We start from the raw sequence: 20,128 nt of genomic DNA, 5'->3' as shown, positions 1-20,128 counted from the left end.
CTAACCCCGGCCTGCACAGGCCGGGGATTATCCTGGCCCTACCGGTTGAGGCGTTTGTCGATCAAACCGTCCACCACGCTGGGGTCGGCCAGGGTCGAGGTGTCGCCCAGGCTGTCCAGTTCGTTACAGGCGATCTTGCGCAAGATGCGTCGCATGATCTTGCCGGAGCGGGTTTTCGGCAGGGCAGGGGCCCATTGGATCAACTCCGGTTTGGCGAAGCTGCCAATCTCCTTGCTGACCAACTCCAGCAGGTGCTTTTTCAACGCGTCGCTGGGTTCGACGCCATTCATGGGGGTGACAAAGGCGTAGATGCCCTGGCCTTTGACGTCGTGGGGGTAGCCCACCACCGCGGCTTCGGCGACCTGATCATGCAGCACCAGAGCACTTTCCACCTCGGCGGTGCCGATGCGATGGCCGGACACGTTGATCACATCGTCGATCCGCCCGGTGATCCAGTAGTCGCCGTCTTCATCGCGCCGTGCGCCATCCCCGGTGAAGTAGTAGCCGGGGTAGGGTTTGAAGTAGGTGTCGATCATGCGCTGCGGGTCGCCGTAGACGCTGCGAATCTGCCCCGGCCAGCTTGATTTGATGGCGAGTACACCGCTGCCGGCGCCGCTGATTTCCTTGCCTTGTTCATCAAGCAACACCGGTTGTACGCCGAACATGGGCTGTGTCGCGCAGCCCGGTTTGATGCGCTGGGCGCTGACCAGCGGGCTGAGCATGATGCCGCCGGTTTCGGTCTGCCACCAGGTATCAACAATCGGGCAGCGCTGTTCGCCGACGGCGTTGAAATACCAGTCCCAGGCTTCCGGGTTGATCGGCTCACCTACGCTGCCCAGCAGGCGCAGGCTGGCGCGCGATGTACTCTGCAGCGGGCCGTGGCCTTCGCGCATCAGGGCGCGCAGGGCGGTGGGCGCTGTGTAGAAGATATTCACCTGGTGTTTATCGATGACCTGCCAGAAGCGCGAACTGTCCGGATAACTCGGCACGCCTTCGAACATCAGCGAGGTGGCGCCATTGGCCAGCGGGCCATAAACGATATAGCTGTGGCCGGTGACCCAGCCCACGTCGGCGGTGCACCAGAACACTTCGCCTTCTTGGTAATCGAGCACGTACTTGAAGGTCATCGCCGCTTGCAGCAGGTAGCCAGCGGTGGTGTGCAACACGCCTTTGGGTTTGCCGGTGCTGCCGGAGGTATACAGGATAAACAGCGGGTCTTCGGCGTCCATCGGCTCGGGTGGGCAGTTGTCGCTGGCGGCGTCCAGGGCGGCTTGGTATTTGAGGTCGCGGCCCTCGTGCCAATTCACGCCCGCCCCGGTGCGCTCCACCACCAGTACCGTGCTGACATTCGGGCAACTGGCCAGGGCCTTGTCGACGTTCTGTTTCAGCGCCACGGGCTTGCCACCGCGTATGCCTTCGTCGGCGGTGATCACGATGCGGCAATCGGCGTCGAGGATGCGGTCGCGCAGGGCGTCAGGAGAGAAACCACCAAACACCACCGAGTGCACTGCGCCAATTCGCGTGCAGGCCAGCATGGCGTACGCCGCCTCGGGGATCATCGGCATATAGATGCACACGCGATCACCTTTGTTCACGCCACGGCTTTTCAACACATTGGCCAGGCGGCTGACGTTTTGGTGCAGTTGACGGTAAGTAATCGTGCAGGATGTTGACGGGTCATCGCCTTCCCAGATGAAAGCCGGCTGATCGGCGCGTTGCGCCAGATGGCGGTCGATGCAGTTGTAGCTGACGTTCAACTGGCCACCGGCAAACCATTGGGCGGCACCGGTGTGGATGTCTGACTGCTGGACGCTGTGCCAGGGTTTTATCCAGTCGAGAAAGCCCTTGGCCTGTTCGGCCCAGAAGGTGTCTGGCTGGTCGATGGATTGGCGATAGAGGCGCTGGTAGTCCTCTTGACTGAGCTGCGCAGCCCGGCGGACGGCATCGGCGGTGGGAAAGGTGCTGATATCGAACATGAGCGCTCCTTATTCTTGTTTTTGCGACAAGTCATAAAGATGCACCCTGGGGCGGGAGGGTTCAAGGCCAACGTCCAAACGGACGTTGGCCTTGAATGAACGGCTTCAGCCGCGGTGGCGACCACGGAAGTAGTTGATCAGGCCCTGGGTCGAAGCATCTTCGGCCAAGGTTTCTTCGGCGCCGGTCAGGCGGTTGTACACGCCTTTGCCCAGCTCCTTGCCCAGTTCAACGCCCCATTGGTCGAAGGCATTGATGCCCCACACCACGCTCTGCACGAACACCTTGTGCTCATACATCGCCACCAGCGCACCCAGGCGGCGTGGGCTGATGCGCTCGACCACCAGGGTGTTGCTCGGACGGTTGCCCGGGATCACCTTGTGCGGTGCCAGCTTCTGTACTTCGGCTTCCGGCAAGCCCTTCTCACGCAGCTCGGCTTCGGCCTCGCTGCGGGTCTTACCGAGCATCAGCGCCTGGCTCTGGGACAGGCAGTTGGCGTACAGCCACTGATGGTGGTCGGACACAGGGTTGAAACTGACGATCGGCACGATGAAGTCGGCCGGGATCAATTGAGTCCCTTGGTGCAGCAACTGGTGGTAAGCGTGCTGGCCGTTGCAGCCTACGCCGCCCCAGATCACCGGGCCGGTATCGGTGGACACTGGTGTACCGTCCTGGCGCACGCTCTTGCCATTGGATTCCATGTCCAACTGCTGCAAATGCTTGGTGATGTTACGCAGGTAATGGTCGTACGGCAGGATCGCATGGCTCTGCGCACCCCAGAAGTTGCCGTACCACACCCCCAGCAAGCCCAGCAGCACGGGCATGTTGGCTTCGAACGGCGCGTTCAGGAAGTGCTGGTCCATGGTGTAGGCACCCGACAGCAGTTCCTTGAAGTTGGACATGCCGATAGCCAGGGCAATTGGCAAGCCGATGGCAGACCACAGCGAGTAGCGCCCACCGACCCAGTCCCACATGGGGAAGATGTTTTCTTCGCGGATACCGAAGGCCACGGCTGCGGCATTGTTGCTCGAGACGGCGATGAAGTGGCGATACAGTTCGGCTTCCGAGCCTCCCTGGGCCAGGTACCAGGCGCGGGCGGCCTGGGCGTTTTTCAGGGTTTCCAGGGTGTTGAAGGATTTGGACGAGACGATAAACAGCGTGGTCTCGGCGCGCAGCTTCATGGTCAGTTCGTGGAACTCGCTGCCGTCGATGTTCGCCAGGTAGTGGCAACGCACACCTTTATGGGCGTAGGACAGCAAGGCCTCCGAGACCAATTCCGGGCCGAGGAACGAGCCACCGATGCCGATGTTCACCACGTCGGTGATCGGCTTCTCGGTGTAGCCACGCCACAGGCCGTCGTGGATACGGCCGACCAGGTCAGTGATCTGATTCAGCACCTTGTGCACGTCCGGCATGATGTTCACGCCGTTGACCGACAGCTTATCGCCCACCGGGCGGCGCAGGGCGGTGTGCAGGGCAGGGCGGCCCTCAGATGAGTTGACCGGTTCGCCAGCGTACTGCGCGTCGATCGCCGCCTTGAGATTGACTTCCTTGGCCAGGCCCACCAACAGGTCGCGGGTTTCGCTGGTGATCAGGTTTTTCGAGTAATCGAGGAAAAGTCCGCAGCTGCTCAAGGTGAACTGGGAAAAACGCTGAGGATCGGCATTGAACGCCTCGCGCATGCTGAAATCCTGCATGGCTTGGCGATGTTGAACAAGCGCTTGCCAGGCGGGCAGCGCGGTAACGTCATGAGGGGTGCGGTAGTACGCCATCGCTGCGGGTTTCCTTTTATTACGGGGACTGCCTTTAGGACACTTCAAAGCCCGGAACATCCAGTCTTATCGCAAGGATTGGGTTCCAGACAGCGCTAACCATAGCGCAGGGCAGTTACATTAAACCTAGCGTGTGGATATGTCTTGGCTTTGTCTGCGCTGTGGCCGGTACTTTTTTATACCGGCACAGCCGCCGGGGCAACAGGTTGAGGGTAAAGCGGGGGTCAGGCGAGGTTCAGGTGCAGGTTATCGATGAGGCGTGTTGCCCCCAGATAAGCGGCGACCAGGATCACCACATCACGATCTTCAGCCGTGGCCGGGCGCAGATGTACGCCTTGGCGCACTTCCAGGTAGTCCATGCGCAGCCCAGCGGCTTCAATCTGCTGAATGTGCTCGGCGCGAAGCCTGGCAAAATCATGATCGCCGCCTTGGATGGCCGTGGCGATCTGGCTGAGCGCGCGGTACAGCACTGGTGCGACCGCACGTTGCTCCTCGGTGAGGTAACCGTTGCGTGATGACAGCGCGAGGCCGTCCTCGGCGCGCACGGTAGGCTCGCCGATGATCTGGATCGGCATGTTCAGGTCGCGGACCATGGCGCGGATCACCGCCAACTGCTGGTAGTCCTTCTGGCCGAATACGGCCATGTCCGGCTGGACCATGTTGAACAGCTTGCTGACCACCGTGGCCACGCCTTCGAAGTGCCCTGGGCGGCTGGCGCCGCACAAGCCTTCGGACAGCTGTGGCACGCTGACTCGGGTCTGGCCGTTCATGCCATCGGGGTACATTTCCTCGACCGTGGGCGCAAACAGCAGGTTGCAGCCCGCCTGCAGAAGTTTTTCCTGGTCGGCGGCCAACGTGCGCGGGTATTTGTCCAGGTCTTCGCCCGCGCCGAATTGCAGCGGGTTGACGAAAATGCTCGCCACTACGAAATCCGCTTGCTGCGCGGCCTTGGTCACCAGGGTGGCGTGGCCGCTGTGCAGGTTACCCATGGTGGGCACAAAGCCGATGCGTTTGCTGGCGCTGCGGGCGTGGGTTACGGCAGCCCGCAGTTCGCGGACGGTTTTAACGGTGTTCATGCCGAGAACCCGTGTTCAATACCTGGGAAAGTTACATTCTTGACTTCGCTGACGTAGGCGCTCAGGGCCGCGTGGATGCTGTCCTGGCCGGCCATGAAGTTCTTCACGAACTTCGGTACGTGGCCAGTGATCGACAGGCCGAGCATGTCGTGCAATACCAGCACTTGGCCGTCGGTGGCGGAACCTGCGCCAATCCCGATCACGGGCACTTTGACGGCCTGGGTGATTTCGGCGGCCAGTTCGCTCGGCACGCACTCCAGCAGAATCATCGCAGCACCGGCTTGTTCCAGTGCAATAGCATCGGCGCGCATCTGGCGGGCCTGGGCTTCATTGCGGCCCTGGACCTTGTAACCACCGAGGATATTGACCGACTGCGGTGTCAGGCCCATGTGCGCGCACACTGGCACGCCGCGCTCGGCCAGCAACCGGATCGACTCGGCCAGCCACACGGCACCTTCGACTTTGATCATATGCGCGCCCGCCTGCATCAGCTTGCCGGCGTTCAGGAAGGTTTGCTCAAGGGTGGCGTAACCCATGAACGGCAGGTCCGCGATGATCAAAGCGCCATCGTTGCCCCGCTTGACGCTGGCGGTGTGGTAGGCGAGTTCATCGGTGGTCACGGGCAGCGTGCTGTCATTCCCTTGAAGAACCATGCCCAGGGAGTCGCCCACCAGCAGCACTTCGACGCCAGCCTGGCAGCTGGCGTGGGCGAAGGTGGCGTCATAGCAGGTCAGCATGGTGATTTTTTCACCTTTGAGCTTGAGGCTCTGCAAGGTGGTCAGGGTAATGTCTGGCATGAAAGGGTCCTCGTTCAGGCGCTTGGAAACAGCGAGTAACGCGCGTGAGTCTTCGTTTATACAGGCGCACTGTCTTGAAAGCAGTGCTTATAAGGCCTGGATTGCGCCCTGTCGCGCCGGGTTGGCGGCAGCGGGACGCCTATAGTCGTGAGGAGGACACGGGAAGTCAATTGGATGTGTTACCGCATTGTTACGATGGCGGTGTTACCGCTGTTACTGACGCGATTCAGCAAGATGGGCACAGGCTTGGGGCGCACTGAATATCCAATGTGGGAGCTGGCTTGCCTGCGATGGCATCACCTCGGTGTGGCTGATACACCGTGTCGCTTGCATCGCAGGCAAGCCAGCTCCCACATTGACCGGGTCATTCTTGAGGGAGGCGTTCCAGGCCGACGAACGGGCAGGCGGTGAGCAGGTCGCTTAAACGCTGGCCGTCAGGCAGCTGCAGGTCGGCTGGCGCCAACTCAGCCAACGGATACAGTACAAACGCGCGCAGATGCATCTGGTAGTGCGGCACCTTGAGGCGCGGCTCATCGATCAGGCGATCACCGAACAGCAGGATATCCAGGTCCAAGGTGCGCGGGCCCCAGCGTTCCAGGCGTTCGCGGCCCTGATCGTTTTCGATGGCTTGCAGCGCATCGAGCAGGTCCAATGGCACCAAGTGACTGTCCAGCGCCGCAACGGCGTTGGTGTAGGGCGGCTGGCCGGGCAGCAGTGAATCGCTTTGATAGAAGGCGGACACACCGGCGAGCTGAGTGCCAGGCAATTGCGCCAGCGCCTGGATCGCGCTGCGCAATTGTTGCTCCGGGGCAGCCAGGTTGCTGCCCATGCCGATGTAGATACGTTCCACGTTTATTCGCCCGCAGCGCCCGAGGCATCGGCACTGCTGCGTTTACGCTTGGTGCCGCTGCGGCGACGCTTTTTCGGGCCTTCGCCGGCGCTATCACCTTTGCTGCCCAGTTCACGAATCATTTCGCGGCGCTGGCTGTCATTGGCGTCCTGATAATCGGTCCACCATTCGCCCAGGCCATCGGTCTGCTCGCCCGCGCTTTCGCGTAGCAGCAGGAAGTCGTAGCCGGCACGGAAGCGCGGGTTGTCCAGCAACAGATCGGCGCGCTTGCCGCTGCGGCGTGGCAGGCGCTCCTGCATGTCCCAGATTTCGCGGATCGGCATGGTGAAACGTTTGGGGATGGCGATGCGTTGGCACTGTTCGGCGATCAGCTCGTGAGCCGCTTCCTGCATGGCCGGGATCGGCGGCATGCCACGGTCCTGCAGGCGCAGTACGCGTTTGGGCAGGGCCGGCCACAACAAGGCGGCAAACAGGAACGCCGGGGTCACCGGTTTGTTCTGCTTGATGCGCAGGTCGGTGTTGATCAAGGCTTCGCTGATCAAGGTGTGGGTGTACGTCGGGTTGTACTCCAAGGCCTCGGCGCTGGCCGGGAACAGGGGGTCGAACAACTGCAGGTCCACCAGCATTTCAAAGGTGTCGGCGGCGTAGCCCGAAAGGAACAGCTTGAGCACTTCCTCAAACAGGCGTGCCGAGGGGATTTCCCGCAGCATCGGCGCCAGTTCGCGAATCGGTGCGGCGGTGTGTTTTTCGATGCCAAAGTTGAGCTTGGCGGCGAATCGCACGGCACGCAGCATGCGCACCGGGTCTTCCTGGTAGCGCTGCGTCGGGTCGCCGATCAGCCGGATCAGGTTGTTGCGAATGTCGTGTACGCCGTTGGCGTAATCGAGGATGCGCTCGCTGACCGGGTCGTAATACAAGGCGTTGATGGTGAAGTCGCGACGTTGCGCGTCCTCTTCCAGGGTGCCATAGACGTTATCGCGCAGGATGCGCCCGCTCTCGTTGCGGGAAGACTGGTTGGTGTCCTCCTCTTCATCGTTTTGCGGGTGACCGGCGCGGAACGTTGCGACCTCGATGATTTCGCGACCAAAGTGGATATGCACCAGCTTGAAGCGCCGGCCGATGATTCGTGCATTACGAAACTCGGCGCGCACTTGTTCAGGCGTGGCACTGGTGGCGACGTCGAAATCCTTGGGCGTGATGTTGAGCAACATGTCGCGTACGCAGCCACCCACCAGGTAGGCCTGGTAGCCGGCGTTCTGCAAACGTTCGACGATGTTCACTGCATAACGGCTGAATTGAGCGCGCTGCAGCGAATGCTGGCTGCTATTGAGCACTTCAGGCGTGCTGCGTTTGTGTTGCGTTCGACGCAAGGGAGAACGGAATGACTGGAACAACTTCTTCAGCATGGGATGCACTGTTTGAAGGAATGTTCGGCCATAACGAAGAATGACCGCATGATGGGCGGGGATTCTAGCATTTAGTCAGGGGATGGTGTAGGAACAAGCTAAAGGCATTGCGCCATAAGCGTTTGCAGGTCAAATCCCGGAAACTACAAGGGGAGCCGAAGCTCCCCCAGAAGTAGTTGCGTGCTCTATTTTTATTATTGATGTCGGGCTTCTTGTTTTTGTTGATCGCCCTCGCCACGAAGTTTCACCTTCATGACACTCCCAATCGGGAGTCAAGAGCAAACGGATTGCTTTGGTCGCTGTGTTGCTGATCTACGATCCAACCAGTTCAGGCTCTGCCTTAGGGCAGTTTTTGTTGTTCTCGGCCTGGTTGCGGGGCAAGCCCCAAATGCAACGCCTCTCCAAAAGAATCAGTTAGCTGCGCCTCCGCCGTGTTGTTTTTGTTATGCGTGAGTCGATTCGTCTTATTTTTATTGTCTTGTACAAAGCTTGTTATTGTTTTTGTACTAAGCATATAGCAGGGTGCGTGCCAACTTTTGCGCCGTCCAGCAAAACCGGGGGTTTGGGCTGGTTTCGCCAGATTGAGGGCCAAAAAAAAGCCGGGGCTTCGTTACCGTAAGCCCCGGCTTTTGTTACGTGAAAAGTCAGCGGTAACAGTTTTTTCACATCAACAGGTGTTACCTGTGGGGCTGCGCTCTCAGCTTTCGCTGGCCACCCCGGTCTTGCGCCGTGGAATGCCCAGGCGCTGACGCCGTTCCCACAAACACTTGCGACTTACACCCAGTTTGCGGGCCAGTTCGGTCTCGGTCATATGGTCCTGATGCTCGAGCACGAAGTGCTGGAAGTAGTCTTCCAGTGACAAATCTTCCGTCGGCTCATGGCTGGTATTGCTACCGCCGCCCTGCTGCGGGGCCAGGCCGATGAAGTCGTCGTCATCCAGGTCGCTGAGCTCGATGTCGATGCCCAGCAATTCGGCGGAAATCTCCGGGCTCTCCGACAGAATCACGGCGCGCTCGACGGCGTTCTCCAGCTCGCGCACGTTCCCTGGCCACGAGTAGTGACGGATCGCCTGCTCGGCGTCCGCGGCAAACTTCAGGTCGGTGCGGTCAATGCGTGCGCCTTGACGCAACAGGAACGCGTTGGCGATTTCGTTGACGTCGGCGCCACGCTCGCGCAGGGCCGGCAATTTGAGCGCGATGACATGCAGGCGGTAATACAAGTCCTCACGGAACTGGCCGATCTTGGCCAGGCTCTTCAGGTCTCGGTGTGTCGCCGCGATCAATCGAACATCGACCTTCTGCGATTGCACCGAACCCACGCGACGAATTTCGCCTTCCTGCAGCACGCGCAGCAAACGCGCTTGGGCTTCCAGCGGCAGCTCGCCAATTTCATCAAGGAACAAGGTGCCGCCGTCCGCGGCCTCCACCAGGCCCGCACGCCCGGCGCTGGCGCCAGTGAACGCACCTTTCTCGTGGCCGAACAGCTCGGATTCGATCAGGGATTCGGGGATCGCCGCGCAGTTCACCGAGATCATCGGCGCCTTGGCGCGCTTGGACAGGTTGTGCAGGGCGCGGGCCACCAGTTCTTTGCCGGTGCCCGATTCGCCCTGGATCAATACATTGGAGTCGGTTGGCGCCACCTTGCGGATCTTGCTGTACAAGTCCTGCATCGGAGGGCAGGAGCCGATGATGCCGATCTCGCCATTGCTGTTGCTGGCGCCTGGTTTTTCGGCGCCGCTGGTCTTGCCGGTGGGGCGTGGCTCGGCAGGCGCACTGCTGGCCGACACACGGTCACGCAGGATGCGGGCCACGGCCTGGAGCATCTCGTCGTGATCGAAAGGCTTGGCGATGTAATCCACCGCGCCCATCTTCATCGAGTCCACCGCCGAGCGCAGACTGGCGTAGCTGGTCATGATCAGCACCGGGGTGCCCTGGCCCAGCTTGATCAGCTCGGTGCCCGGGGCGCCTGGCAGGCGCAGGTCACTGACAATCAGGTCGAACGTGGGAATGCTGAATCGCTCTTGGGCTTCCTGCACCGAGCCGGCTTCGCTGACCTGGTACTGATTACGTTCAAGCAGGCGACGCAAGGCAGAGCGGATAATGGTTTCGTCTTCGACGATCAAAATGTGCGGCATTGATTCAATTCTCTCGACGGTCTCAGTTCACAGCGGACGTCGCTTCGACATGACGCGGCAAGGTCACCCGGATACGGGTGCCGCGTTGGCTTTGTGTGTCAGCCGGGCTGTCGATGGTGATTTGTCCATAATGCTCTTCAACGATGGAATAGACCAGTGCAAGGCCCAGACCGGTACCTTCACCGGGGTCCTTGGTGGTGAAGAAGGGTTCGAACAATCGGTCCATGATGTTCTGTGGAATGCCGCTGCCTTCGTCTTCCACGATCAGGTCGACCGTGTGCTCGAAAGCCTCGCTCTTGACGCGTACAGCACTGCCGGCCGGCGACGCGTCGCGGGCGTTGGACAGCAGGTTGATCAGCACCTGGGCCAGGCGTTGTGAGTCGCCATCGACCCAATGGTCCGGATCGCACAGGTTAAAGAACTGTACTTCGAAATTGCGCCGGTTCAAGGCCAACAGCCCAATGGCATCCTGCGCGACTTCGGCCAGGCACACCGCTTCGTCCTGATTCTGATGGGCGCCGGAGTGGGCAAAGCTCATCAGCGACTGGACGATGCGTGAAACCCGCTTGGTCTGTTCAAGGATCTGCCCGCTGATTTCGGTGATTTCCCCGTCTTCTTCGCGCTCTTCCCGCAGGTTTTGCGCCAGGCAGGCGATACCGGTGATCGGGTTACCGATTTCATGAGCCACGCCGGCCGCCAGGCGCCCAATGCTGGCCAGGCGTTCGGAGTGCACCAGCTTGTCTTCGAGCATCTGTGTATCGGTCAAATCTTCTACCAGCAGCACCAGGCCGCTGTTACCCGGCGCCAGAGGTTCGTCGATGGCCGCTTTGTGCAAGTTGAGCCAGCGGGTCTGGCCGTCGAGGGCCAAGTGCTGTTTGTGCAAGTGCTCGTCCGGCAGGTTGATGAAACCCTGCAGCAGCTCTTTCCAGGGATCGCCCAGTGTATTGAGGCGCGAACCCACCACCCGCTGGGCGGCGATGCCGGTGAGTTCTTCCATGGCTTTGTTCCACATCAGGATTTCCTGGTCCTTGGCCAGGGAACACACGCCCATCGGCAGTTCCTGCAGGGTCTGGCGGTGGTAACGGCGCAGGGCGTCGAGTTCGGCGGCCAGGCCTGTGAGGCGCGAGTGGTAGTCCTCCAGCCGGCTTTCGATGAAGTGGATGTCTTCGGTGACGTAGTTTTCGCCACCGGCCTTGTAGGGCAAGAAGGTTTCCACCATGTCCTGGGACACGCTCGGCCCCATCAAACCGGACAGGTTGGCTTCGATACGGTCACGCAGGCGGCGCAGGGCATAGGGGCGGCGCTCGTCAAATGGCAGGTAGAGGTCGCGCAGCGCCTGTTCGACTTCCTTTTGTGCGGCCTTGGCGCCCAGGGGCTTGGCCAGTTGCGTGGCGAACTCTTGGGGCGATGCCGCATGCAGTTCGCGGCGTTGCGGGCGGCGTACGTTGTCTACCGCACAGGCTTCTGCGGCGCTGGTTTCTTCGGCGCTGGCGTTAGTGAACAGCGAGATCAGGGTGAACATCAGTACGTTGGCGGCCAGCGAGGCGATGGCCGCCATGTGCCAACTGGTGTCGTCCAGCACGTAAATCATGTTCAGCAACGGGATATAGAAGCCCTGCAGATTGCCGACCAGCGGTAGCAGCATGGTCACGGTCCACACCAGGATCCCGGCCAGCAGCCCTGCAATAAAGCCACGGCGATTGGCAGTCGGCCAGTACAGCACCGACAACACGCCCGGCAGAAATTGCAAGGTGGCGACAAACGCGACGATGCCGAGGTTGGCCAGGTCTTGCCCGGCGCCCAGCAGCAGATAAAACGCGTAACCGGCCATGATGATCGCGACGATCAGCGCGCGTCGGGTCCATTTCAACCAACGGTAGATATTGCCCTCGGCCGGCGGCTGGTACAGCGGCAGTACCAAGTGGTTGAGCGCCATGCCCGAGAGTGCCAGGGTGGTGACGATGATCAACCCGCTGGCGGCCGATAACCCCCCGACATACGCCAGTAGCGCCAGGGCCGGGCTGTTGGCAGCAATACCGATGCCCAGGGTGAAATACTCGGGGTTGGTGGTGGCCCCCAGTTTCAGGCCAGCCCACAGGATCAGCGGCACCGCCAGGCTCATCAGCAACAGGAACAGCGGCAAGCCCCAGCTGGCGCTGACCAGCGAGCGCGGGTTGAGGTTCTCGGTGAAGGTCATGTGGTACATGTGCGGCATCACGATCGCCGAGGCGAAGAACACCAGCAGCAGCGTACGCCATGGTCCCTCCTGCAAGGGGGTATGCAAGGCGGCGAGGGCGGTCTGGTTTTGCAGCAGCCACAGCTCCAGCTGTTGGGGGCCGTCGAACACGCCGTAGAGCGCATAAAGACCGACACCGCCGATGGCGATCAGCTTGATGACCGACTCAAAGGCAATCGCAAACACCAGGCCCTGGTGTTTCTCGCGGGTGGCGATATGGCGAGAGCCAAAGAAGATGGTGAACAAGGTGATCAGCGCGCAGAACGCCAGGGCAACCCGATGTTGCACGGGCTCGCGGGTCAGGATGCTGATGGAGTCGGCCACCGCCTGGATCTGCAGGGCCAGCAACGGCAGCACGCCGATCAACATGAAGATGGTGGTCAGCGCGCCGGCCCAGGTGCTGCGAAAGCGAAAGGCGAACAGGTCTGCCAGGGAGGACAGCTGGTAAGTCCGGGTGATTTTCAGGATCGGATACAGCAGCACCGGCGCCAGCAGGAACGCGCCGGACACCCCCAGGTAACTGGAGAGAAAGCCGTAGCCGTACTGATAGGCCAGCCCCACCGTGCCGTAGAACGCCCAGGCACTGGCGTAGACGCCCAGGGACAAGGTGTAGGTCAGCGGATGGCGAATGATCGCCCGAGGAATCATTCCGCGCTCACTGATCCAGGCCACGCCGAATAACGCAGCCAGGTAGGCGGCGCTGATCAGCAGCATCTGGGTGAGACTAAAGCTCATCGGCATCTTTTTGGCTCTGCAGGATGAAGGTCACGACGATCAGGATCAGCCATAGCAGATAAGGGCGATACCAGGCGCCCGTGGCGTCGATCCACCAATCCATGATGGCGGGGGAGAACAGGTAGATCCCGACGACCAGCAGCAGGACCAAACGATAGATGTACATGTTGGCCTCTGATTAAAAATCTGCCGCGATGTTAACGGATGGCTGGCAACCTGCAAGCGCCTTCAACTCAATTGCGCTTCGGCCAGGGTCAGCGTGCGCGGGATGCGGGTGGCGTCCCAGTGTGCAATGCCCCAATCCAGCAGTTCTCGTGGGCTGGCGTACAGCAGTTGCGCGTCGGGCTGTTGGCCAAGGGCGCGCAGTGCTCTGAGCAGCAAAGGCGTGGCCTGGTCGGCTGTCAACGGTGGAGAGCGGTAGGACTTGCCCAGCTTGTTGCCGTCTGGCTGCACGATCAGCGGTACATGCAAGTAACGGGGTTGGCGCAGGCCCAGCAGTTCTTGCAAGTAAAGCTGGCGCGGCGTGGAGTCGAGCAGGTCGGCGCCGCGTACGATATCGGTTACACCTTGCCAGGCGTCGTCGAGCACCACCGCCAGTTGGTAGGCGTAGAGGCCATCGCGCCGACGAATGATGAAGTCGCCGGCATCGCGACCCAGATGCTGCCGGAACTCGCCCTGCACACGGTCGACAAAGTGATACTCCAACTCGGGCACGCGCAGGCGGATGGCGGCGTCTTGCGGGTCGTGGCCGGCATTGCGGCACAAGCCTGGGTAAACCCCGTTGTAGGGCTCCAACTGCTTGCGCGAGCAGGTGCAGGCGTCGGCCAGGCCGTGGTTGAACATATCGTTCAGTACTTTGGCGTAGGCATCATGCCGCTCGCTCTGGCGAACCAGTTCGCCATCCCATTCAAAGCCGTAGCTTTCCAGCGCATGCAGGATCGCCGCCTGAGCGCCGGGCTCTTCACGGGGAGGGTCAAGGTCTTCCATGCGCATCAACCAGCGGCCGTGGTGGGCGCGTGCATCGAGGTAGGAGGCAAGGGCGGCAACCAGGGAGCCGAAGTGCAAATGGCCGCTGGGTGTGGGGGCGAAACGCCCAATATAGGTAGAGGCTGTCATGGCCCGGATACTACTGCATAACCGATAAACGCCAGAAACAAAAATGGAGCGTTCGCACGCTCCATTCGTTCAACTCGGCAACGTTACTTGCCGACCTGTTTTTCCTTGATTTCAGCCAAGGTCTTGCAGTCTACGCACAGGTCTGCGGTTGGGCGGGCTTCCAGTCGGCGAATACCGATTTCGACGCCGCAGGATTCGCACCAGCCGTATTCTTCGTCTTTGATCAGTTGCAGGGTCTTGTCGATCTTCTTGATCAACTTGCGCTCGCGATCGCGGGCGCGCAGTTCGAGGGCGAACTCTTCTTCCTGGCTGGCACGATCGGCCGGGTCAGGGAAGTTGGCCGCTTCATCCTTCATATGGTCAACCGTACGGTCGACTTCCTGCATCAAGTCCTGTTTCCACTTGTTGAGGATCTTGGTGAAGTGCTCGCGCATGGGCTCGCCCATGTACTCCTCGCCCTTTTTTTCGACATAGGGTTCGAAGCCGCCGAGGCCTTGAGTCTGCTGTTGCTTTGCTTGGGTGGACATGAATAGACCGCCTCTCACTCTTCTAATCCATTGCGCAGGATTGCAACGTCACCGACACCTGCCGGCCCTGCGGCTGCAAGCGGGCGAACTTACCAGATAGATTCAGGGTGCGCTACTCCCGGTTGTCGAGGCCCAGGGCAAAGGGGTTGCAAACCGCAGCAGCCCGCCATGACTGGGTATGTATCGCCTCGAATATTGATTTTAGCTGTTTTACGAGCGTGCGCAGGGTGCACTTGCAGCCCCAATCAGGCAATAGAGCATGTTTTACCGTGAGGGTTCGGTAGAATCCAGATTTTGTCCTCACCGTCTAAGGAAGGCTAATGGCTCAGCCCTACAGTGCGCGTAGTCGCGCCATCGAACCCTTTCATGTCATGGCGTTACTGGCGCGTGCCAATGAGCTGCAGGCCGCCGGTCACGACGTGATCCACCTGGAAATCGGCGAGCCGGATTTCACCACCGCCGAGCCGATCATCCAGGCCGGCCAAGCCGCGTTGGCAAACGGTAAGACGCGCTACACCGCCGCCCGCGGCTTGCCCGAATTGCGCGAAGCCATCAGTGGTTTCTACCAGCAACGCTACGGTTTGAGCATCGACCCGCAACGCATTCTGATCACCCCCGGTGGCTCCGGCGCATTGTTGCTGGCCAGCAGTTTGCTGGTGGATCCGGGTAAACATTGGCTGCTGGCGGACCCAGGCTACCCCTGCAACCGACACTTCCTGCGCCTTGTGGAAGGCGCGGCGCAGTTGGTGCCGGTCGGCCCAGACGTACGCTACCAGTTGACCGCCGATCTGGTGGCCAGGCATTGGGACCAGGACAGTGTCGGCGCACTGGTGGCATCGCCCGCCAACCCCACCGGCACGATCCTCACCCGGGACGAGCTGGCTGGGCTGTCGGGCGCCATCAAGGCGCGCAACGGTCATTTGGTGGTCGACGAGATTTATCACGGCCTCACCTACGGCACCGACGCGGCCAGCGTGCTGGAAGTCGATGATGACGCCTTTGTTCTGAATAGTTTTTCGAAGTATTTCGGCATGACCGGCTGGCGCCTCGGTTGGCTGGTGGCGCCCCCTGAAGCGGTGGGTGAACTGGAGAAATTGGCGCAGAACCTCTACATCAGTGCGCCAAGCATGGCTCAGCATGCCGCGTTAGCCTGTTTCACCTCGCAAACCCTGGAGATTCTGGAGCAGCGCCGTGCCGAATTTGGCCGCCGCCGTGACTTCCTGCTGCCGGCCCTGCGTGAGCTGGGGTTCGGTATCGCCGTGGAGCCCGAAGGTGCTTTTTATCTGTATGCCGATATCAGCGCGTTCGGCGGCGATGCCTTCGCGTTTTGCCGGCATTTCCTCGAAACCGAACATGTGGCCTTTACGCCCGGGTTGGATTTCGGTCGCTACCAGGCGGGGCACCATGTGCGTTTTGCCTACACGCAAAACCTTGATCGGCTGCAAGAAGCGGTGGAGCGGATTGCCCGTGGTTTGCGGAGTTGGCAAGGCTGATGCGTTTTAATCCTCCTCTTGAAGAAGGGCGGCTGATCCGCCGCTACAAGCGCTTTCTCACCGATATCGAAACCGTTACCGGCGAGTTGCTCACCATTCACTGCCCTAACACCGGTTCGATGCTCAACTGCATGGTCGAAGGTGGCCAGGTCTGGTTCAGCCGTTCTACGGATCCCAAGCGCAAGCTGCCGGGCACGTGGGAAATTGCCGAAACACCCCAGGGCCGGCTGGCGTGCGTCAACACCGCGCGTGCCAATCAATTGGTGGAAGAAGCCCTGCTGGCCGGTGTGATCACTGAACTCAACGGCTTTACCGCGTTGAAGCGTGAGGTGCCTTATGGCCAGGAGAAAAGCCGCATCGACTTTCGCCTGGATTACCCCCAGGGCGCTGCGTTTGTCGAGGTCAAAAGCGTCACCCTGGGCTTTGATGGCAGCTCAGTGGCGGCTTTCCCCGATGCGGTGACGCAGCGCGGTGCCAAGCACTTGCGTGAGCTGGCCCACCTGGCGCGCGACGGTATACGGGCGGTGCAGTTGTATTGCGTGAACCTGTCGGGGATCGACGCGGTGCGCCCGGCTGTGGAAATCGACGCCGGTTATGCGGCGGCGCTACGTGAGGCCAAGGCTGCAGGTGTGGAGGTGCTCGCCTACGGCGTACGGGTCACGCCGCAGGAGATTTACGTCGAGCGTCGGTTGAAGGTGCTGCTGGGCGACTAGAGATCGACCCACAATCCCTGTTCGTCTTCGCGACCGGGCAGGGCAGTGAGGTGTTGGCCTGCGCAGGGCCCGGCGATGCACTCGCCGCTTTCAATCAGGAACAACGCGCCATGGGTGGCGCATTGGATCAGGCTGGCGCTGTCGTCGAGGAAGCGATCAGGTTGCCATTCCAGTGGGATCCCACGATGGGGGCAGCGGTTGAGATAGAAGTACGCAGTGCCGTCCCGACGCACCGCCAACAGCCTGTGGCCATCGATATCAAAACCGCGGCTGCTGTTGGGGGTGAGGTCGCCTGAGGCGCAGAGAAACTTCATTTCAATCCTTAAGTGCCTTGACGTTCAAATGCAAACAATTATCAAATGCCTGCTTCGCCCGTCAGCTGACTGGGTGCTCAATACGATGCCTGGCAGGGGTTATCTGTCACATCAATGAGTGCTTGAGTGGCCCTGCCCTAGGAAGGAAACCCTGTTATGCGCCTGAGTACCAGCGCTATTGCGCTTGTTGCTTCACTGCTGGTCAACCCTGGGGTGCACGCCTCTGAACTGCCGCAACGCTGGGTCAGTGCTGGCGGGGCGCTGTCGGAGTGGGTGACGGCTCTGGGCGGTGAATCGAAGTTGGTGGGAGTGGATACCACCAGTCAGCATCCCGCCTCGCTCAAGGCCTTGCCAAGCATTGGTTATCAGCGACAGTTGTCAGCCGAGGGCATTCTCAGCCTGCGCCCGCAAATCCTTGTGGGCACGGAGGAAATGGGACCACCGCCGGTGCTGGCACAGATTCGCAGTGCCGGGGTGCAGGTGGATATGTTCTCGGCCCAGCCGGATTTGCCCACGCTCAAAGGCAACCTCGAACACTTGGGGAAACTGCTCGGCAGTGAGGCCCAGGCTGATGCCCTGTTTGCCGGGTATGAGCAGGCGCTGGCACAGCAAAAAAATTGGGTGGTCAAGGCCCAGGCCACGCAAAAAGCTCCAGGCGTGCTGTTGCTGCTCGGCCATGCCGGTGGCAAGCCGCTGATCGCGGGCAAGGACACGGCCGCTGATTGGATGTTGCAGCAGGCTGGAGGGCGTAATCTGGCCACGCACACCGGCTATAAACCGTTTTCCGTCGAGTCGCTGGCGGGGTTGAGCCCTGAGGTGTTGGTATTTGCCGATCGCGCGTTGACCGGTGACGCGGCGCGCGCAGCCTTGTTCAAAGAAAACCCGATCCTTGCCTCTACGCCGGCAGCCAAGAACGGCCGCGTCTTTGAGCTGGATCCGACCTTGCTGGTAGGTGGCCTTGGGCCCCGATTGCCGCAAAGCCTGGAGAAACTGTCTGCCGGTTTTTATCCGTCCCAGCCTAAGCCTGCTCCATGACCACTCTGGTTAAGCCAAAAACGCTGTTTATTGGGCTGTCGCTGCTGTGTGTATTGGCGATCTGGCTTTCATTGGCACTGGGGCCGGTCAGCCTGCCGTTAGTGGACACGCTCAGGGCTGCGCTAAAACTGATGGGCGTACCGATAGAGGCCCAGGGGTTGGAGCAGGCCGAGTTGATCCTGGGGCAGATTCGCCTGCCGCGGACCCTGTTGGGGCTGGCGGTCGGCGGTGTGCTGGCATTGTCGGGTGTGGCGATGCAGGGGTTGTTCCGCAACCCGCTGGCCGATCCTGGCTTGGTCGGCGTGTCCAGCGGGGCGGCGCTGGGAGCGGCGGTGGCGATTGTCGGTGGCTCGCTATTTGGCGGGCTGCCGGATGCTTTCGGGCCGTACCTGTTGTCGCTGTGCGCCTTCCTCGGTGGCCTGGGCGTCACGGCACTGGTCTATCGCCTGGGGCGTCGCAATGGCCAGACCAATGTCGCGACGATGTTGCTTGCCGGTATTGCGCTGACGGCCCTGGCCAGTTCGACCGTGGGCCTGTTTACCTATCTGGCAGACGATGCCACCTTGCGCACCCTGACGTTCTGGAACCTGGGCAGCCTCAATGGTGCAAGTTATTCGCGGTTGTGGCCCTTGTTGCTGGTGAGTGCGGGCGTGGCGCTATGGTTGCCGCGCCGGGCCAAGGCGCTGAACGCGCTGTTGCTGGGTGAGTCCGAGGCCAAGCATCTGGGTGTTGATGTCGAGGGGCTCAAGCGCGAGTTGGTGTTCTGCACGGCCTTGGGCGTTGGCGCCGCAGTGGCAGCGGCGGGCATGATTGGTTTTGTCGGGTTGGTGGTACCGCATCTGGTGCGGCTGCTGGCTGGGCCGGATCATCGGGTGTTGTTACCGGCCTCGGTGTTGGCGGGTGCGAGCCTGCTGTTGTTTGCGGACCTGGTAGCGCGCCTGGCGTTGGCGCCGGCGGAACTGCCGATCGGTATTGTCACTGCGTTTATCGGTGCGCCGTTTTTCCTCTATTTATTGTTACGAGGGCGCGCCTGATGTTGCGGGTAGAAGCGTTGCAGATCCGGCGCGGTGGTAAGACCGTGCTCGCCGATATCACCTTGGACCTATTGCCGGGCGAAGTGCTGGGCGTTCTGGGCCCCAATGGCGCCGGCAAAAGTACCTTGCTTGGAGCGCTGTGCGGGGAGTTGCAGCCGGATCAGGGCAAGGTGTGGCTGGATCAGCAGGCGCTCAAGCACATGACAGGTGTGCAGCGTGCCCAGCGCCTGGCGGTGCTGCCACAATCCTCCACCCTGGACTTTGCCTTTCGTGTCGAAGAGGTGGTGGGCATGGGCCGCTTGCCTCATCAGACCGGGCGAGTGCGCGACGACGAAATCATCAACGCCGCGCTGCAGGCTGCTGATGTAGGCCACCTGAGTGGCCGCAGTTACCTGGCCTTGTCGGGCGGCGAGCGGCAGCGTGTGCACCTGGCACGGGTATTGGCGCAGTTATGGCCGGGTGAGGCAGGGCAGACGTTGTTGCTGGATGAGCCCACATCGATGCTCGACCCTCTGCACCAACACACCACCTTGCAAGCTATCCGGCATTTTGCCGACAGAGGCGCTGCGGTGCTGGTCATCCTGCATGACTTGAACCTGGCGGCGCGTTACTGCGACCGGATCCTGTTGCTGGAAAACGGCCGCCCCCACGCGCTGGATACGCCCTCTAACGTCCTGCAACCAGAGCCGCTCAAGGCTGTATTCGGTCTGGATGTATTGGTACAGCCGCATCCGGAGCGTGGGCATCCGTTGATCATTGCGCGCTGAGGCCGGTTAATTCGCGGGCAAAAAAAGACCCGGCAAGAGCCGGGTCAAATAACCGTGATTAGCCTGATGAGGAGATAATCTGAGAGTCCGAACCAATGGTCTTTCAGTTATCGGCTGATCTCGCGACCAGTTGTGATAATCATAACGAT

General features: G+C 60.9%; 17 protein-coding genes. 5 read left to right on the top strand and 12 right to left on the bottom strand.

Annotated features, from left to right (window positions below; genetic code table 11):
- Positions 1-38: 38 nt before the first annotated feature.
- From acs to dksA, 11 genes are all read right to left on the bottom strand, one after another.
- The gene (acs, locus tag AB4P90_RS24540) at positions 39-1,976 is read right to left on the bottom strand and encodes an acetate--CoA ligase (protein WP_395605435.1); all 1,938 of its coding nucleotides are present in this window, start codon (positions 1,974-1,976) and stop codon (positions 39-41) included.
- 105 nt (positions 1,977-2,081) lie between these two features.
- Positions 2,082-3,746, bottom strand: a complete 1,665-nt coding sequence (pgi, locus tag AB4P90_RS24535; protein WP_003194166.1) for a glucose-6-phosphate isomerase — start codon at positions 3,744-3,746, stop codon at positions 2,082-2,084.
- A gap of 224 nt (positions 3,747-3,970) precedes the next feature.
- Entirely contained in the window at positions 3,971-4,822 is an 852-nt protein-coding gene (gene panC, locus AB4P90_RS24530; protein WP_395605434.1) for a pantoate--beta-alanine ligase, read from the bottom strand.
- Entirely contained in the window at positions 4,819-5,619 is an 801-nt protein-coding gene (panB, locus tag AB4P90_RS24525) for a 3-methyl-2-oxobutanoate hydroxymethyltransferase (protein ID WP_014719944.1), read from the bottom strand. The genes panC and panB overlap by 4 nt, the downstream gene beginning before the upstream one ends.
- A 364-nt stretch (positions 5,620-5,983) precedes the next feature.
- Positions 5,984-6,469 (bottom strand): 2-amino-4-hydroxy-6-hydroxymethyldihydropteridine diphosphokinase, encoded by a 486-nt coding sequence (folK, locus tag AB4P90_RS24520; protein ID WP_395605433.1) that lies wholly within the window; start codon positions 6,467-6,469, stop codon positions 5,984-5,986.
- A gap of 2 nt (positions 6,470-6,471) precedes the next feature.
- The gene (locus tag AB4P90_RS24515; RefSeq protein ID WP_003194157.1) at positions 6,472-7,875 is read right to left on the bottom strand and encodes a polynucleotide adenylyltransferase PcnB; all 1,404 of its coding nucleotides are present in this window, start codon (positions 7,873-7,875) and stop codon (positions 6,472-6,474) included.
- 697 nt (positions 7,876-8,572) lie between these two features.
- Positions 8,573-10,009, bottom strand: a complete 1,437-nt coding sequence (locus AB4P90_RS24510) for a sigma-54 dependent transcriptional regulator (protein ID WP_096144125.1) — start codon at positions 10,007-10,009, stop codon at positions 8,573-8,575.
- 22 nt (positions 10,010-10,031) lie between these two features.
- A complete protein-coding gene (locus tag AB4P90_RS24505; protein ID WP_003194154.1) occupies positions 10,032-12,986 on the bottom strand; it encodes a sensor histidine kinase in 2,955 nt (984 codons plus the stop codon).
- Positions 12,970-13,146, bottom strand: coding sequence for a hypothetical protein (locus tag AB4P90_RS24500; RefSeq protein WP_003176118.1), 177 nt, complete (start codon positions 13,144-13,146; stop codon positions 12,970-12,972). Before AB4P90_RS24500 ends, AB4P90_RS24505 begins: the two co-directional genes overlap by 17 nt.
- A gap of 62 nt (positions 13,147-13,208) precedes the next feature.
- A complete protein-coding gene (gluQRS, locus tag AB4P90_RS24495) occupies positions 13,209-14,096 on the bottom strand; it encodes a tRNA glutamyl-Q(34) synthetase GluQRS (RefSeq protein WP_395605432.1) in 888 nt (295 codons plus the stop codon).
- A gap of 83 nt (positions 14,097-14,179) precedes the next feature.
- Positions 14,180-14,623 (bottom strand): RNA polymerase-binding protein DksA, encoded by a 444-nt coding sequence (gene dksA, locus AB4P90_RS24490; RefSeq protein WP_003194150.1) that lies wholly within the window; start codon positions 14,621-14,623, stop codon positions 14,180-14,182.
- 320 nt (positions 14,624-14,943) lie between these two features.
- Here dksA and AB4P90_RS24485 point away from each other — a divergent pair, with 320 nt between their 5' ends.
- Positions 14,944-16,116 carry a pyridoxal phosphate-dependent aminotransferase gene (locus AB4P90_RS24485; protein ID WP_395605431.1) on the top strand — a complete coding sequence of 391 codons (1,173 nt, stop codon included), beginning with the start codon at positions 14,944-14,946 and terminating at the stop codon, positions 16,114-16,116.
- Positions 16,116-16,829 (top strand): DNA/RNA nuclease SfsA, encoded by a 714-nt coding sequence (gene sfsA / locus AB4P90_RS24480; RefSeq protein WP_014719939.1) that lies wholly within the window; start codon positions 16,116-16,118, stop codon positions 16,827-16,829. The genes AB4P90_RS24485 and sfsA overlap by 1 nt, the downstream gene beginning before the upstream one ends.
- Here sfsA and AB4P90_RS24475 read toward each other — a convergent pair.
- A complete protein-coding gene (locus tag AB4P90_RS24475) occupies positions 16,826-17,143 on the bottom strand; it encodes a Rieske (2Fe-2S) protein (protein ID WP_014719938.1) in 318 nt (105 codons plus the stop codon). The two genes, sfsA and AB4P90_RS24475, sit on opposite strands and share 4 nt — an antisense overlap.
- 156 nt (positions 17,144-17,299) lie before the next feature.
- Between AB4P90_RS24475 and AB4P90_RS24470 the strand changes: the two genes are divergently transcribed.
- The 3 genes from AB4P90_RS24470 to AB4P90_RS24460 are packed head-to-tail and all read left to right on the top strand — an operon-like array spanning position 17,300 to position 19,979.
- The gene (locus AB4P90_RS24470) at positions 17,300-18,178 is read left to right on the top strand and encodes a hemin ABC transporter substrate-binding protein (protein ID WP_014719937.1); all 879 of its coding nucleotides are present in this window, start codon (positions 17,300-17,302) and stop codon (positions 18,176-18,178) included.
- Complete coding sequence (locus tag AB4P90_RS24465; protein WP_014719936.1) at positions 18,175-19,212, top strand: iron ABC transporter permease; 1,038 nt, start codon at positions 18,175-18,177, stop codon at positions 19,210-19,212. Before AB4P90_RS24470 ends, AB4P90_RS24465 begins: the two co-directional genes overlap by 4 nt.
- On the top strand, positions 19,212-19,979 hold the full coding sequence (locus AB4P90_RS24460; RefSeq protein WP_014719935.1) for a heme ABC transporter ATP-binding protein: 768 nt from the start codon (positions 19,212-19,214) through the stop codon (positions 19,977-19,979). The genes AB4P90_RS24465 and AB4P90_RS24460 overlap by 1 nt, the downstream gene beginning before the upstream one ends.
- Positions 19,980-20,128: the final 149 nt, after the last annotated feature.

The sequence above is a fragment of the Pseudomonas sp. B16120 genome (genome assembly GCF_044218845.1).
In the GTDB taxonomy this organism is placed as follows: Bacteria; Pseudomonadota; Gammaproteobacteria; order Pseudomonadales; family Pseudomonadaceae; genus Aquipseudomonas; species Aquipseudomonas paracarnis.
The sequence above is the reverse complement of the archived record's forward strand: the minus strand, read 5'-3'. Positions and strand labels throughout refer to the sequence as shown.